3 protein-coding genes are annotated in these 17,282 nt (G+C 74.4%); all 3 read right to left on the minus strand.

Translation table 11 applies throughout. The features are described 5' to 3' along the window. On the minus strand, window positions 1–1,711 hold a 1,711-nt coding region (locus ACIRDU_RS27215; protein ID WP_403584233.1), incomplete at its 3' end, for a type I polyketide synthase. 88 nt (window positions 1,712–1,799) lie between these two features. After that, the gene (locus ACIRDU_RS27220) at window positions 1,800–15,518 is read right to left on the minus strand and encodes a type I polyketide synthase (RefSeq protein WP_403583843.1); all 13,719 of its coding nucleotides are present in this window, start codon (window positions 15,516–15,518) and stop codon (window positions 1,800–1,802) included. A 226-nt stretch (window positions 15,519–15,744) separates the two neighbouring features. Further along, window positions 15,745–17,166 carry a flavin monoamine oxidase family protein gene (locus ACIRDU_RS27225; RefSeq protein WP_403583846.1) on the minus strand — a complete coding sequence of 474 codons (1,422 nt, stop codon included), beginning with the start codon at window positions 17,164–17,166 and terminating at the stop codon, window positions 15,745–15,747. Between the last annotated feature and the right edge of the window lie 116 nt (window positions 17,167–17,282).

Raw genomic sequence — 17,282 nt, forward strand, 5'->3', positions numbered from 1 at the left:
ACGCCCCCGCGAACACCGGAAACGCCGCATACAACTCCCGTCCCATCCCCACCCGCTGAGCACCCTGACCCGAGAACACCACCGCCAGACCACCGCCTGAAGGGCTGACCGGGGTCAGGTGGCGGAGGCGGTCGAGGAGTTCGGCGTGCCCGGCGCCCACGACGGCGGCGCGGTGCGGGAGGGCGGCGCGAGTGGTGGCGAGGGAGTAGGCGATGTCCAGGGGGTCGGGGGCGCCGGGAGCCGAGGCGAAGGCGTGGAGCCGTTCGGCCTGGGCGGTGAGCGCCTGGGGAGTGCGGGCGGACAGGAGCCACGGCAGGGCGGGCAGGGCGCGGGCGCCGGTGGTCTCGGCGGGCGGGGCGGCCGGGGCCTCTTCGAGGATCACGTGCGCGTTGGTCCCGCCGAATCCGAAGGAGGACACACCCGCGCGGCGCGGCGCGTCCTCCCGCGCCGGCCAGTCACGCTCCTCGGTGAGCAGCTCGACCGCGCCCGTGTCCCACTCCACGAACGGCGACGGCTCGTCCACATGCAGCGTCCGCGGCAGCACACCGTGCCGCATCGCCTGCACCATCTTGATCACACCACCGACACCGGCGGCGGCCTGCGCATGCCCGATGTTCGACTTCAACGATCCCAGCAGCAAAGGCTCTTCGCGGTCCTGGCCGTACGTCGCCAGCAGCGCCTGCGCCTCGATCGGGTCGCCCAGCCGCGTGCCCGTGCCGTGCGCCTCCACCGCGTCCACGTCGGCCGGAGTGAGACGGGCGTTGTGAAGGGCCTGCCGGATGACGCGCTCCTGCGACGGCCCGTTCGGCGCCGTCAGACCGTTCGACGCACCGTCCTGGTTCACCGCACTGCCCCGCACCACCGCCAGCACCCGGTGCCCGTTGCGCACCGCGTCCGACAGTCGCTCGACGACGAGAACACCGACACCCTCCGACCAGGCCACACCGTCGGCCCCTGCCGCGAAGGACTTGCACCGGCCGTCGGGTGAGAGACCTCGCAGGCGGGAGAACTCCAGGAAGGCCACCGGTGTCGACATCACCGTGACGCCGCCGGCGAGGGCGAGCGAGCACTCGCCGTTGCGCAGCGCGTTCACCGCGAGGTGCAGGGCGACCAGCGAGGATGAGCAGGCCGTGTCGACGGAGACCGCCGGGCCCTCGAAGCCGTACGTGTAGGAGAGCCGGCCGACGGCGATGCTGCCGGCGCTGCCGCTGAACAGGTATCCCTCGAAGTCCTCCGGCGGCAGGTGGGGGCGTGAGCCGTAGTCGTTGTACATCTGGCCCGCGAACACGCCGGTGTCCGAGCCGCGCAGCGCGATGGCGTCGATGCCGGCGTGTTCGAACGCCTCCCAGGCCGTCTCGAGCAGCAGCCGCTGCTGCGGGTCGATCGCCATGGCCTCGCGCGGTGACATCCCGAAGAACGCCGGGTCGAACCGGTCGGCGTCGTAGAGGAATCCGCCTTCGCGGGCGTACGAGGTGCCCGTGCGGTCGGGGTCCGGGTCGTAGAGGCCGTCCACGTCCCAGCCGCGGTTGCCGGGGAAGCCGCCGACGGCGTCGGTGCCGTCGGCCACGAGACGCCACAGGTCGTCGGGCGAGGACACGCCGCCGGGGTAGCGGCAGGCCATGCCCACGATCGCGATCGGCTCGTGACGCCTGTCCTCGATGTCCCGCAGTTGCCGGCGTGCCTCACGGGCATCGGCGACGGCCTTCTTCAGGTAGTCGCGGAGTTTGTCCTCGCCCGCCATGGTGTGTCAACTCCCGTGTGTCGTGTGGTGATCGGTGTCGAAGTGGGCGGTGTGGTGATCAGTTCAGCTCGTCGACGAGGGCGAACAGTTCGTCGTCGGTGGCCGAGTCCAGGTCGTCGTCGCGGTCCTGGGCCGAGGTCCCCGCCGGGGTGCCGGCCGCGCTGTCGGCGGCGTCGAGGAGTTCCCGCAGGCGGGCGGTGATCCGGCCGTGGGCGGACGCGTCGGTGGCGGCCGCCTCGATGGCGGCCTCCAGCCGGGCCAGTTCCGCGAGCACCGGCTCGTCCGGCGCGGTCTCCTCGACGGTGAGGCGGTCGCCGAGGTAGGTGGCGAGCGCCCTGGGCGTGGGCTGGTCGAAGACCAGGGTGGTCGGCAGCCGCAGTCCCGACTCGGCGGCGAGCTGGTTGCGCAGCTCGACGGCGGTCAGGGAGTCGAAGCCGAGCTCCTGGACGGGCCGGTCGGCGTCGACCGCCGTGTGGTCGGCGTGTCCGAGGACGGCGGCCACCCGGCCGCGGACGAGGTCCACCAGGGCCCGTTCCCGGTCGGGCGCGGACAGGGCGGCGAGCCGCTCGGCGAGACCCTGGCCCTCGCTGCGGCCGGCGGGGGCGTCGCCCGCGAGCGCGGGGCGGCGGGCGCTGCTGCCGCGGACGAGTCCGGCGAGGAGGGGCGGCACCCGGTCGCCCAGGGCGCGGATCGCCCGGGTGTCGAGCCGGGTGACGGCGAGGACGCTCTCACCGGTGGCCGGGGCGGCGTCGAAGAGGGCCATGGCGTCGTCGGTGGCCAGCGGCAGCAGGCCGGAGCGGGCCAGGCGGCGCAGGTCCGCTTCGGCGAGGTGGCCGGTGATGGTGCTGGTCTCCTCCCAGAGGCCCCAGGCGAGGGAGGTCGCGGCCAGTCCGGCCGCCCGGCGGTGCGCCGCCAACGCGTCCAGGAACGCGTTGCCCGCCGCATAGTTCGCCTGCCCCGCCGTACCCAGCAGACCCGACACCGACGAGTAGAGGACGAACGCCTTCAGATCCATGTCCCGGGTCAGCTCGTGCAGATGCCACGCCGCGTCCACCTTCGGCCGCAACACCGAGTGCAACCGCTCAGCGGTCAGCCCCTCCACCGTCACGTCGTCCAGCACACCCGCCGTATGCACCACACCCGACAGCTCACCCACCCCGGCCAGCAACCCCGCCAGAGCCGACCGGTCCGTCACATCACACGCGGCCACCCTCACCGAAGCACCCGCGGCCTCGAGCTCCGACCGCAACTCCCCCGCACCGGGCGCCGACTCCCCGCGCCGACTCACCAGCACCAGCGAACGCACCCCGTGCTGCATCACCAAGTGCCGGGCCACCACGGCGCCCAAGCCACCGGTACCGCCCGTCACCAGCACCGGGCCCTCACTCCACGAGACCGCACCACCCTCCACGTGCGCAGCCCGCCGCAACCTCGGCACCACCAACCCACCCGACCGCACCGCCACCTGCGCCTCACCCGAAGCGACAGCGGCCGTGAGGGCAGGTGTGTCCGTGGCGTCCAGGTCCAGGAGCTGGATGCGGCCCGGGCTCTCGGACTGGGCCGTGCGCAGCAGGCCCCACAGCGGGGCGTGTGCCAGGTCGGTGACGTCCTCGTCGGCCGCGGTGGCCACGGCGCCCCGCGTGGTGACCACGAGGCGGGCGCGTGCGAACCGGTCGTCCGCGAGCCACTCCTGCACCTGGACGAGTGCCCGGTGTGCCGCCTCCCGCGCGGTGCCCGGCAGCGTGTCGCCGGCGGGCGCGGAGAAGTGGGGGGCGACGACGATCTCGGGTGCGGGTGCGCCCGTGTCGACGGCTCGGGCCAGCTCGGCGAGGTCGGCGTAGGAGCGGACCGTGCGGTCCGGCAGGCCGAGGTCCGACGCTCGGCCGAGGACGGCCCAGGTGGAGAGGTCGGCCATGGCGTCCGCGGCGGCCGGCCGGGTCCACTCGACCTTGAGGAGGCCGTCGGCGGAGCCGGTGTCCGCGACGCGCAGCGACTCGGCGGACAGCGGGCGCAGGGTCAGCTCCGCCACGTCGGCCACCGGTGCGCCCGACCCGTCGGCCACGGTGAGCGCGACCGTCGTGGAGCCGCCGTTCGCGGCCGTCGGTGCCGCCGCTCCGGCGAGCCGGACCCGCAGCACGGACGCGCCGGCGGCGGTCGCGCTCACTCCGGCCCAGGAGAACGGCAGCAGCGGCCGGCCCTCGTCACCGGCGACGCCCGGAAGCAGCGGGTGCAGGGCGGCGTCGAGCAGTGCCGGGTGGAGGGTGAACCGGCGTGCCTCGGTGCGCTGGTCGTCGTCGAGGGCGACCTCGGCGCAGAGGTCGTCGCCGACCGTCCACAGCCGGCGCAGGTTGCGGAACGCGGGCCCGTAGGCGTAACCCCGCTCGGCGAGACGCTCGTAGGCGCCGGTGAGGTCGATCTCCCGGGCTCCGGCGGGGGGCCAGACCGTGAGCGCCTCCTCGGCGGTGCCGGTGCGGGCGCTCAGGGTGCCGTAGGCGTGGAGGGTCCAGGTCCCGTCGTGGCCGGGGTCGCCGTGGGGCCGGGCATGGATGCGCACCGGGCGGGTCGCGTCGGTGTCCTCGGCGCCGACGGACACCTGGAGGTGCACGCCGCCGCGCTCGGGCAGTACCAGGGGGGCCGCCAGGGTGAGTTCCTCGACGGTGGTCGCGCCGAGCTGTTCGCCTGCCCGGAGGGCGAGTTCGAGCAGTCCGGTGCCGGGCACGAGCACCGTGCCGGCCACGGTGTGCTCCGTCAGCCAGGGGTGCGTGCCGCGTGACAGGCGTCCGGTGAGGACGTGTTCGTCACGGTCGGCCAGCGGGACGGCGGCGCCGAGCAGCGGATGGTCGGCCGCCACGAGTCCGAAGCCCGCGGCGTCCGTGACGGTGGTGGGCGCGTCCAGCCAGTAGCGCTGCCGCTGGAACGGGTAGAGCGGAAGGTCGGTGCCGTGCGCGCCGGGGAAGACGGTGTCCCAGCGGACGTCGGCGCCGCGTGCGGCCAGCGTGCCGAGGGCGGCGGCGAACACCTCCGGCTCGGGACGGCCCCTGCGCAGGGCCGGGGTCACGACCCCGGAGGCCTGCTCCAGGGACTCGGCGACCAGGGCGCTCAGCACACCGTCGGGGCCGAGTTCCAGCCACTCGGTGACCCCCGCCGCCTCCAGGAGGCGTACGCCGTCGAGGAAGCGGACGGCCTCGCGGATGTGCCGCGCCCAGTAGTCGGGCGAGGCGAGGTCCTCGGCCGTGGCCAGTCCGCCGGTGACGTTGGAGACGATGGGGATGCGCGGTTCGTGGAAGACGAGGTCCGCGGCGATCGCGCGGAACTCGTCCAGGACCTCGTCCATGTGCGGCGAGTGGAAGGCGTGGCTGACGGGGAGGCGCTTGACCCGTGCGCCGTCCTTCTTGAACCGGGCGGTGAGCTCGTCCACGGCGTCGGCGTCGCCGGAGATGACCGTGGCGCGCGGCCCGTTGACACCGGCGACCGCGACCCGGTCGCCGTAGGGGGCGAGCGCGGCGCGTACCGCGTCCTCTCCGGCCTCGACGGCCGCCATGGCGCCGCCCTCGCGTGCGGCCTGCATCAGCCGGCCGCGCTCGGCCACGAGAACGCAGGCGTCGGGCAGGTCGAGCACGCCCGCGAGGTGGGCGGCGGTGACCTCGCCGATCGAGTGGCCGAGCAGGAAGTCCGGGGTGAGGCCGTGGTGTTCGGCGAGACGGAACAGCGCGGTCTCCACGGCGAACAGGGCGGTCTGGGTGAACGCCGTCTGGTCGAGCAGCGCGGCGTCCGCGCTGTCCTCGGCGGCGAAGAGCACCGACTTCAGCGGGCGCATGAGTTCCGGGTCCAGGTGGGCGCACACCTCGTCGAGGGCCGCCGCGAACACCGGGGACGCGGCGTACAGTTCGCGGCCCATGCCCAGGCGCTGGGCGCCCTGCCCGGTCAGCAGGAAGGCGGTCTTGCCGCGCGAGGGCGCGGGGGTGCGCACCGCGGCCGGGGTGGTCGCCCCTCGGCTCAGCGCGGCGAGTCCGTCGAGCAGTTCCGCGCGGTGCCGGGCGACCACCACGGCACCGCGGCTGTGCCGGGCCCGGCGGGTGCCGAGGGACCAGCCGAGGTCCGCGAGGGACTGCTCGGGGTGACTGTCGAGGTGGTCGTGCAGGCGCTGGGCCTGGGCGCGCAGCGCCCCCTCGTCCCGCGCCGACAGTACGAACGGAACCGGCCCCGGCAGCTCCGGCCGCTCGACGGCGACCTCCTCGGGCGCCACGAACTCCTCGACCACCACATGCGCGTTCGTCCCGCTGATCCCGAACGACGACACACCCGCACGCCGCGGCACACCGTCCCGGGCGGTCCACTCACGCTCCTCGGTGAGCAGCTCGACGGCGCCCGTGTCCCACTCCACGAACGGCGACGGCTCGTCCACATGCAGCGTCCGCGGCAGCACACCGTGCCGCATCGCCTGCACCATCTTGATCACGCCGCCCACACCGGCGGCGGCCTGCGCATGCCCGATGTTCGACTTCAACGAGCCAAGTAGCAGAGGCTCTTCGCGGTCCTGGCCGTACGTCGCCAGCAGCGCCTGCGCCTCGATCGGGTCGCCCAGCCGCGTGCCCGTGCCGTGCGCCTCCACCGCGTCCACCTCGGCGGGGGACAGACCGGCCGAGGCCAGCGCCTGGCGGATGACGCGCTCCTGCGACGGTCCGTTCGGCGCCGTCAGGCCGTTCGAGGCGCCGTCCTGGTTCACCGCGCTGCCCCGGACCACCGCCAGCACCTGGTGACCGTTGCGCAGGGCGTCCGACAGGCGCTCGACCACCAGCAGACCCACGCCCTCCGACCAGGCCACGCCGTCGGCCGCCGCCGCGAAGGACTTGCACCGGCCGTCGGGGGACAGGCCGCGCTGGCGGGAGAACTCGACGAAGACGTGCGGTCCCGCCATGACGGTCACGCCGCCGGCGAGGGCGAGTGAGCACTCGCCGTTGCGCAGCGCGTTCGCCGCCAGGTGCAGGGCGACCAGCGACGACGAGCACGCCGTGTCGACGGTGACGGCCGGGCCCTCGAAGCCGTAGGTGTAGGAGAGCCGGCCGGACACGACGCTGGAGAGGTTGCCCGCGAGCAGGAAGCCCTCGTACTCCTCGGGGCTCGCCGCGAGGCGGGACGCGTAGTCGTCGTACATGGCGCCGGTGAACACGCCGGTGTCCGAGCCGTGCAGTCCGGTGGGGTCGATGCCGGCGTGTTCGAAGGCCTCCCAGGCCGTCTCCAGCAGCAGCCGGTGCTGCGGATCCATGGCGGTCGCCTCGCGCGGTGGGATGCCGAAGAAGGCGGGGTCGAACCGGTCGGCGTCGTGCAGGAAGCCGCCGTGCCGGACATAGGAGGTGCCGGTGTGGGCGGGGTCCGGGTCGTAGAGGCCGTCCAGGTCCCAGCCCCGGTTGGCGGGGAACTCGCTGATGGCGTCCCCGCCCTCGGTGACCAGCCGCCAGAGGTCGTCCGGTGAGGCGACACCGCCCGGGTAGCGGCACGCCATGCCCACGATCGCGATGGGTTCGTCATGGGCGGTGGTGGGCCGTGCGGTGCGGGCCGGTGCCGGGGCGGTGGTGTCCGCGATCCGGGTGAGCAGGTGGTCGGCGACCGCGCCGGGCGTGGGGTGGTCGAAGACGACGGTGGCGGGCAGCCGCAGTCCGGTGGCGTTGTTCAGGCGGTTGCGCAGTTCGACGCCGGCGAGGGAGTCGAAGCCGCTCTCCTTGAAGGCGCGCTTGGGGTCGAGGCGTTGCGGGTCGGTGTGGCCGAGGACGCCGGCCACGATGCCGCGGACGAGGTCGAGGACCGTCTCGCGGCGCCGCTCCTGCGGCAGGGCGGCGATCCGCTGCGCCCAGGTGGTGCCCTCGGTGCCCGCGTCGGCGGCGCGTGCGGCCGTGCGCCGGGAGCGGGGTGCCGGGGCCAGGTCACGCAGCAGGGGTGAGGAATCGGCGCGCAGTGCACGCGGTTCGAAGAGCACGGGGACGCGCAGCGCGTCGTCGCCTGCCAGGGCCGCGTCGAAGAGGGCCAGGGCATGCTCGGGGGTGAGGGTCCTGATGCCCTGGCGCGTCCAGCGGGCGAGGTCGGCGTCGCCGAGGGTGCCGCCCATGCCGTGGGTGCCGTCCCAGAGGCCCCAGGCGAGGGAGGTCGCGGCCAGTCCGGCCGCCCGGCGGTGCGCCGCCAACGCGTCCAGGAACGCGTTGCCCGCCGCATAGTTCGCCTGCCCCGCCGTACCCAGCAGACCCGACACCGACGAATAGAGGACGAACGCCTTCAGATCCATGTCCCGGGTCAGCTCGTGCAGATGCCACGCCGCGTCCACCTTCGGACGCAACACCGAGTGCAACCGCTCAGCGGTCAGCCCCTCCACCGTCACGTCGTCCAGCACACCCGCCGTATGCACCACACCCGACAGCTCACCCACCCCGGCCAGCAACCCCGCCAGAGCCGACCGGTCCGTCACATCACACGCCGCCACAGTGACCGAAGCACCCGCGGCCTCGAGCTCCGACCGCAACTCCCCCGCACCGGGCGCCGACTCACCGCGCCGACTCACCAGCACCAGCGAACGCACCCCGTGCTGCATCACCAAGTGCCGGGCCACCACGGCGCCCAAGCCACCGGTACCGCCCGTCACCAGCACCGGGCCCTCACTCCACGAGACCGCACCACCCTCCACGTGCGCAGCCCGCCGCAACCTCGGCACCACCAACCCACCCGACCGCACCGCCACCTGCGCCTCACCCGAAGCGACAGCGGCGGCCAGGAGCCGGTCGTCGGTGGACAGGTCGGCGTCGATCAGGACCACCCGGTCCGGATGCTCGGACTGCACGCTGCGCAGCAGGCCCCACAGCGGGGCCTGGGCCGGCTCCGGGACGAGGTCGCCGGGCGCGGGTGCCACGGCGCCCCGGGTGAGCACCGCGAGGCGCGCGTCGGTCAGGCGCTCGTCGGCGAGGAAGTCCTGCACGAGGCGCAGGAAGAGGGCCGTCGTGTGGTGGGCGCCGGCCACCACGTCGCCGTTTTCGTCACCGGCGGGGGCGCGTACGAGCACCACCTCGGCCGAGGCGTCCAGCTGCGTGAGGTCTGAGGCCTGCACGACGTGCGGGGCGTCGCCCTCGGGTGCCGCGACCGGCGTCCATTCCACGGTGTACAGGGCGTCGTGGAGCCGCGGTGCGGAGCGGAGCCGGTCCTTGGCGACCGGGCGCAGGACGAGGGACTCCACGCTCATGACGGGTGCGCCGACGGCGTCCGCGGCGTGCAGGGCATAGGTGCCGGACCCGCCGGGCTCGATCCGCACCCGCAGGGTGTCGGCGCCGCCGGCGTGCAGGGACGCGCCGGACCAGGCGAACGGCAGCCGGATGGTGTCCGCCGAGGTGCCGTCCCCGGCGGCGTGCAGCACGACCGGGTGCAGGAGCGCGTCGAAGAGGGCGGGGTGCAGTCCGAACCGGTCGGCGCCGTCCTTGTGCGCTTCGGGCAGGGCGACCTCGGCGTACAGCGCGTCGGCCGTGCGCCACAGGCGCGTCAGGCCCTGGAAGGCCGGGCCGTAGGCGTAGCCCAGTGCGGTGAGGCGCTCGTAGGCGTCGTCCAGGGGCACCTCGTCGGCGCCGGTGGGCGGCCACTGCCGCAGGTCGGGTCCGGTCGACGGGGTGCCGCCGAGGGTGCCGGAGGCGTGCCGTGTCCACGGTTGCTCGGCGTCCGGGCGGCTCTCCGGGCAGGCGTGGATCTCCACGGGCCGGTTGCCGGAGGCGTCCGGTGCGCCGACGGCGACCTGGACGCGTGCGGCGCCCTGCTCCGGCAGCTCCAGGGGGGCTTCCAGGGTCAGTTCGTCGATCTGGTCGATGCCGAAGCGGCCCCCAGCGGCCAGGGCCAGTTCCAGGAACGCGGTGGCGGGCACGAGGACGGTGCCGGCGATGGCGTGGTCGGCGAGCCAGGGCTGGTCGGCGACGGCGAGGCGGCCGGTGAGCACCAGCCCGTCGCTGCCCGCCAGTTCCATCGAGGCGTGCAGCAGCGGGTGCCCGGCCGGGTCGAGACCCAGTCCCCGTGCGTCGAGCGGCTGTCGGGGCGCGAGCCAGTAGCGCTCCCGCTGGAAGGGGTAGGTCGGCAGGTCGACGAGGCGGGCGCCGGGGTGGAAGGTCTCGGCGGCGAGCGGCGCGCCGCCCGCCCAGGCCGCTGCGACTCCGGCGAGGAAGGTCTCGCCCTCGGGGCGCGTGGCACGCAGCAGCGGGACGGTGACCGCGTCCGTGTCGGCCAGCGCGGTCCGGGTCAGCGGGGCGAGCACGGCGTCGGGGCCGGTCTCGACGAACACGGTGGCGCCGTGCCGGTGCAGGGCCCGGGCGGCGTCGACGAACCGTACGGGCCGGCGGATCTGCTGCGCCCAGTACTCGGGCGAGGTCAGCTCGTCGGGGGCTGCGAGTTCGCCGGTGACCGTGGAGACGATCGGGATGCGCGGCGGGTGGAAGGTGAGGCTCTCGGCGACGGCGCGGAACTCGTCCAGGACGTCGTCCATGTGCGGCGAGTGGAAGGCGTGGCTGACCTGGAGCCGGCGGGTGCGGCGGCCGCGGGCGCGCCACTGTCCGGCCAGCTGCTCGGCGGCGTCCTCGTCGCCCGAGATCACGAGGGAGTCGGGGGCGTTGAGGGCCGCGAGGTCGAGGCGGTCGGCCGTCTTCTCCAGGTCGGCGGCGATCTCGGCCTCGGTGGCCTCTACGGCGATCATGGCGCCGCCCGCCGGTGCCGCCTCCATGAGCCGTCCCCGGGCCGCGACCAGCCGGGCCGCGTCGGCGAGGGAGAGCACCCCGGCGACATGGGCGGCGGCGAGCTCACCGATGGAGTGTCCGGCGAGCAGGTCCGGTGTGGTGCCGTGGTGGGCGAGGAGCCGGAACAGGGCGACCTCTACGGCGAAGAGGGCGGGCTGGGTGTAGGCGGTGCGGTGCAGCAGCCGGCCGGGCTCGCTGTCGGCGTCGGCGAACATCACCGTGCGCAGCGGCAGTTCGAGGTGCTCGTCGAGGGCCGCGCACACCTCGTCGAGGGCCGCCGCGAACACGGGGGACGTGGCGTACAGTTCGCGGCCCATGCCGGCGCGCTGGGCGCCCTGCCCGGTGAACAGGAAGGCGGTGCGGCCCGCGCCGGCGGCGCTGCCGGTGACGACCTGCGGGGTCTCCTCGCCCCGGGCCAGGGCGGCGAGACCGGCCAGGAGGGTGTCGGAGTCCGTGGCGGTGACGACGGCACGTCGGGGCAGGGCGGTGCGGGTGACGGCGAGGGACGCGCCGAGGTCGGCGGGATGCGTGCCGCTCTCGGTGACGACGTCGTGCAGGCGCTGGGCCTGGGCGCGCAGCGCCCCCTCGTCCCGCGCCGACAGCACGAACGGAACCGGCCCGGACGGCTCCGGCCGCTCGACCGCCGCGGCCTCCTCCGCTGCCACGAACTCTTCTACCACCACATGCGCGTTGGTCCCGCTGATCCCGAACGACGACACACCCGCACGCCGCGGCACACCGTCCCGGGCGGTCCACTCACGCTCCTCGGTGAGCAGCTCGACCGCGCCCGTGTCCCACTCCACGAACGGCGACGGCTCGTCCACATGCAGCGTCCGCGGCAGCACACCGTGCCGCATCGCCTGCACCATCTTGATCACACCACCGACACCGGCGGCGGCCTGCGCATGCCCGATGTTCGACTTCAACGACCCCAGCAGCAAAGGCTGTTCGCGGTCCTGGCCGTACGTCGCCAGCAGCGCCTGCGCCTCGATCGGGTCGCCCAGCCGCGTGCCCGTGCCGTGCGCCTCCACCGCGTCCACCTCGGCGGGGGTGAGACGGGCGTCGGACAGGGCGTCGCGGATGACGCGCTGCTGGGAGGGGCCGACCGGGGCGGTCAGGCCGTTGCCCGTGCCGTCCTGGTTGATCGCGCTGCCCCGGACCACCGCCAGCACCCGGTGCCCGTTGCGGATCGCGTCCGAGAGGCGCTCCACGACGAGGAGGCCGACTCCCTCGGCCCAGGAGGTGCCGTCGGCGGACGCGGCGAAGGACTTGGAGCGCCCGTCGGCGGCCAGGCCGCGCTGGCGGGAGAACTCCACGAACATGCCGGGCGACGACATGACGGTCGCGCCGCCCGCGATGGCCAGGTTGGTCTCGCCGGTGCGCAGCGAACGCACCGCCATGTGCAGGGCGACCAGCGAGGACGAGCAGGCCGTGTCCACGGTGACGGCCGGGCCGAGCAGCCCGAGCTGGTAGGCGATACGGCCGGACATGACGCTCGGCGTGGTGCCGGTGAGGAGGTGCCCCTCGACGGTGTCGGGGGCCTCGTGCATCCGGGGTCCGTAGTCGAGGGTGGTGGCACCCACGAACACGCCGGTACGGCTGCCCTTGAGGGCGGCGGCGTCCAGGCCGGCCCGCTCCACGGCTTCCCAGGCGGTCTCCAGCAGGAGGCGCTGCTGCGGGTCCATGGCGAGGGCCTCGCGGGGCGAGATCCCGAAGAACTCGTTGTCGAACAGGGCGGCGTCGTGCAGGAAGCCGCCCTCGCGGACCGTGCTGTGACCGCTGTGCGTGGGGTCGGCGTCGTACAGGCCGCTGTCCCAGCCCCGGTCGTCGGGGAAGCCGGATATGGCGTCCCGGCCGTCGGCGACCAGGTGCCACAGTTCCTCGGGAGAGGTGACGCCGCCCGGGTAGCGGCAGGCCATGCCGACGATGGCGATGGGTTCGTGCGCCATGTCGGGGGTGCCGCCCGCGCGGTCCTCGGTGAGCGCGGCGGTGTCCGGACCGGCGAGGAGGGTGGTGAGGTGGGCGATGAGGGCGGCCGGGGTGGGGTGGTCGAACAGCAGGCCGCTGGGCAGCTTCAGGCCGGTGGCGGCGGCGAGGGCGTCGCGCAGCTCGACCGTCATCAGGGAGTCGAAGCCGAGATCCTTGAACGCGGCGTGCGGGTCGACGCGCCCGACGTCGGTGTGCTCCAGGACGGCGGCGACCCGCTCCAGCACGAGGGCGGTGGCGTCGGGGGCCGGGGCGGCCGGGGGCGGGGTGGCCTCGGCTTCCGGCAGGACCGGTGCCGCCGCCTGCGCGGCGGGGGCGGCCGGGCCGTCGATCCAGTGGCGCTCGCGCTGGAAGGCGTAGGTGGGCAGCGGGACGCGGCGGCCCGGGCCGCCGGCGTGCACGGCCGCCCAGTCGACGGGCGTGCCGCGGACGAAGGCGGCGGCGACGCCGGTGAGCAGGGAGCGGACCTCGGAGCGCCCGGCGCGGAGCGTGGCGACCGGGGCGGTGGCCTCGCTGTCGCCGGTGCTCGCGGCGGCCAGCGCGGTCAGGACGCCGTCGGGGCCCAGCTCCAGCAGGGTGGCGGCGCTCAGGCTCTCCAGGGTGCGTACGGCGTCGAGGAAGCGGACCGGGCGGCGCACCTGCTCGACCCAGTAGGCGGGCGAGGTCCACTGGCCCGGCTCGACGGCGGTGCCGGTGACCGTGGACACGGCGGGGATCCGCGGCTCGTGGAACGTCAGCTGCTCCACGACCGTGCGGAACGGCTCCAGCATCGGGTCCATGAGCGGCGAGTGGAAGGCGTGGCTGACCGTGAGACGGCGGGTCTTGCGGCCCTGCGCGGCGAACCGCTCCGCGACGGCCGTGACGCTGTCGAGCGCGCCGGAGAGCACCACCGCGCGCGGCCCGTTGACGGCGGCGACGGCCACCGGCCCGTCCTGCGCGGTGAGCAGGGGCAGCACCTCGTCCTCGGTGGCCTCGACGGCGACCATGGCGCCGCCGGCGGGCAGTTCCTGCATCAGGCGGCCCCGGGCGGCGACGAGCCGGGCCGCGTCGTCGAGGGACAGCACGCCCGCGACATGGGCGGCGGCGATCTCGCCGATGGAATGCCCGGCCACTTGGTCGGGGGTGACGCCCCAGGAGGTGACGAGGCGGTACAGGGCGACCTCGACGGCGAACAGCGCGGGCTGGGTCCAGGCGGTGTCGTCCAGGCCGCTCCCGGAGTCCACCACCTCGGCGAGGGGCCGGTCGAGCAGCGGGGCGAAGGCCTGGCACACCTCGTCGAAGGCGGTGCGGAACACCGGGAAGGCGTCGCGCAGTTCGCGTCCCATGCCGGTGCGCTGGGCGCCCTGCCCGGTGAAGAGGAAGGCCGTCGTGCCCGGGCGGGCGGCGCCCGTGACGACCTGCGCGGCGGGCCGGCCCTCGGCCAGGGCGGTCAGGCCGGCGACCATGCCGGCGGGGTCGTCGGCGAGGACGACGGCCCGGTGGTCGAAGACGGTGCGGGTGGTGGCCAGGGAGCGGCCGATGTCCTCGGGCCGGGGCCCGGGTTCGGCGGTCACGGCGGCACGCAGCCGGTCGGCCTGGGCGGCGAGGGCGGCGGTGCCGCGTCCGGAGACGACCCAGGGCAGCAGGGCGCCGTTCGCCTCGGAGGTGAAGGGCGGCAGCGCGCCGTTCGCCTCGGGGTCGGCGGGCCGCTGAGCGGGGGAGGCGCCTCCCGGTGTCACCGGCCCCTCCCCCAGTACGACATGGGCGTTGGTGCCGCCCATGCCGAACGAGGAGACACCGGCGATCAGCGGCCGGTCGGGGGCGGGCCAGTCGCCGGTCTCGCGCTGTACCTCCAGGCCGAGTTGGGCCAGCGGGATCGCCGGGTTCGGGATGTCGAAGTTGAGGGTGGCGGGCAGACGGCGGTGGCGCAGCGCCAGCAGGGTCTTGATCAGGCCGACGATGCCGGCGGCGCCCTCCAGGTGGCCCACGTTGGTCTTCGCGGACCCGACTCGCAGCGGACCGGCGCCGGAGCGGGCCGTGCCCAGCACCGCGCCGAGTGCGGCGGCCTCGACGGGGTCGCCGACCGGTGTGCCGGTGCCGTGCAGTTCGACGTACTGGACGGCGTCGGGGTCGAGGCCGCTGCGTTCGTACGCCTCGCGCAGGACTCGCTCCTGCGTCTCCTGGCCGGGCACGGTCAGTCCGGGGGTGGCGCCGTCGTTGTTGACGGCGCTGGCGTGGATCACTCCGAGGACGTCGTCGCCGTCCGCGAGGGCACGGGACAGCGGCTTGAGGACGACGGCGCCACCGCCCTCACCGCGTACGAAGCCGTTGGCGCGGGCGTCGAAGGTGTAGGTGGTGCCGTCGGGAGACAGCCCGCCGAAGCGCTCCCCGGCCACCGCGGCCTCGGCGAGGATGTTGAGGTTGACCCCGGCGACGATGGCGGCGTCGGACTCGCCCGCGCGCAGGGACTCGCACGCCAGGTGCACGGCGACCAGCGAGGAGGACTGGGCCGAGTCGACGGTGAGGCTGGGGCCGCGCAGCCCGAGGTGGTAGGAGACGCGGTTGGCGATCACGCCGCGGTTGACGCCGGTCATGGTGTGCTGGGTGACGGTACGGGCGCCGTGCTGGTAGAGCAGCGCGGCGTAGTCGTCGCGCAGGGTGCCGACGAAGACGGCGGTGCGGCTGCCGCGCAGGGTGGCCGGGACGATCCCGGCGTTCTCCAGTGCCTCCCAGGCCAGTTCGAGCACGAGGCGCTGCTGCGGGTCCATGACGCGCGCCTCACGCGGGGCGATGCCGAAGAATGCGGCGTCGAAGGTGTCGACGCGTTCCAGGAAGCCTCCGCGCCGCAGACCCGGTTCGGTGCCGTCGGGCGCGGCGTCGCCGGTCGCGGACTGCCAGCGGTCCGCCGGGACCGGGGTGATGGCGGACGTGCCGGTGCTGAGCAGTTCCCAGAAGGCCTCCGGGTCCCCGGCTCCGGGCAGGCGGCAGGAAAGGCCTACGACCGCGATGTCCTCGCTCCGTGCACGGCGCGTCCCGATCGATTCGGACTGGTGCTGGTTCGTCATCGCGCTCGACTGCCCTTTCGGCCGAATTACCGCAGAACTGCTGAGTGGGGGAATGTTCGGCCCGATCGTAGGCAGGGGGGTCTCTCCCTCTTCTCAGTGTCCGGCCTCGCTCCGGTAATTCGGTGCGGACGAAAGGGAGGGCGAAAAGAAAAAGGCGCCATGACCGGGCGGTGGACGGGGACCGCACTCCCCGTTCTCCACCGCCCGGTCATGGCGCTGCCGTCGGTCAGCCTGCGAGGGTCGCGGCCTGTTCCGCGGCACGGAAGCCGGACTCCAGGGCGCCTTCGACGAAGGCCCCGTTCCAGCCGCTCGCTATGTCACCGCCGGCGAAGACGATGCGTCCGAACGGCTGCTGGATGTCCGGCAGCTGACGCAGGAGCTGTCCCGGCCGGCGCAGGCCCCAGCCGCCGCGCGCGTACGGGTCCTTGTGCCATTCCTTCGCCCGGTACTCGACGACCCTGGCCTCCGGCAGCAGCCCGCGGACGGCGGCACGCACCGCCTGCGGGTCGGACACGTCGAGGGCGGGTCCGGTGAAGGCGACGAAGACGCGGCCGTCGGGCAGCTGCTTCTGCGGGATCAGCAGCAGGATGGGAGCACCCTCCGGGGCCTGGGCGGAGACCGCCTCGGAGGTGCCCTTGACCCGCAGCCACAGCTTGGTGGCGTGCGGGACTCCGAGGCCCTCACGGGCGGCGTCGGCGTACACCTTGGGCAGGCCCGGCTCGAAGGTGAGCGTGGACCACATGTTGACGGGCGTGGCGAGCACGACGACCGGCGCCTTGTACACCCGGCCGCCGCGGACCTCGACGTGGGTGAGGCCGCCGCGCTCGCGGATCGCCGTGACCGGCGAGTTGAGGCTGACGGTCGCGCCGGACTCGCGCAGCATCCGTTCCAGGATGGAGATCATGCCGCCCTGGGGCAGCTGGCTCATCACCGAGAGGAACGTGTCGTAGGTGCCGCCGGCGAGCTGGTACCACTGGGCGAGGCCGGTGAGGGAGCCGGTGCGGTTGCCGCCGGCGAACACCGAGGTGGCGCCGCTCACCCAGTCGTGGTCGACGCCGGTCAGCTGGAGCTGGGCGATGCGGTCGGCGAGCGAGAGACGGTCCACGGAGGCCAGCAGGTCCTTGCGGTGGAGCGGCTCGTAGGGCCGCTCGAAGTACTGCTCGGATCCGGCGTAGAAGTCCGCGAACAGGCTGTTGAGCCGGGCGCCCGCCTCCTGCGGGGAGTGGCTGGTGTAGCCGTTCGGACCGGGCATCACCATGCGGGTGGCGTGCACGTCCTCGGTGGTGGTCAGCGAGTAGCGCTTCAGTTCGCGGGCCACGAGGTCCTGGCCGGGGCCGAACCAGCCGCCGCCCAGTTCGATGTGCTCTCCGGCCAGTGTGCCGGGCTCGATGCGGCCGCCGATCCGGCCGCGCGCCTCCAGAACCAGGACCTTCATGCCGCGGGCGCCCAGCTCGCGGGCGACGGTGCCGCCCGCGTAGCCGGCGCCGACGACGATGGCGTCGTAGGGCTTGTCGTCGGCCGCGGCGGGGGATGCCGTCGCCGTGACGGCACCGGCGGTGAGCGCGGTGGCGCCCGCCGCCTTCAGAAGTGTTCTCCTGGTGACGCGTCCGTGGGCGCGAGGGGTCGTGCTGTCGCCGTTCTCGGTCATGGAACACACCTTTCGCGAAGAGCGGGAATTGCGGGACGGAAAGCGCTTGGAATCCGCCGACGGAAATGCGGGACGGCCGACGCGTGGCGATTTCTGGACGCCGTTGTTCGGGCATG

This window comes from Streptomyces sp. NPDC093598 (genome assembly GCF_044764825.1).
Taxonomy (GTDB): Bacteria; Actinomycetota; Actinomycetes; order Streptomycetales; family Streptomycetaceae; genus Streptomyces.

Bases quoted from the DNA above. Each gene is read 5' to 3' on its own strand.
- ACIRDU_RS27220 (WP_403583843.1), bottom strand. From the start codon at position 15,518: ATGACGAACCAGCACCAGTCCGAATCGATCGGGACGCGCCGTGCACGG.
- ACIRDU_RS27225 (WP_403583846.1), bottom strand. From the start codon at position 17,166: ATGACCGAGAACGGCGACAGCACGACCCCTCGCGCCCACGGACGCGTC.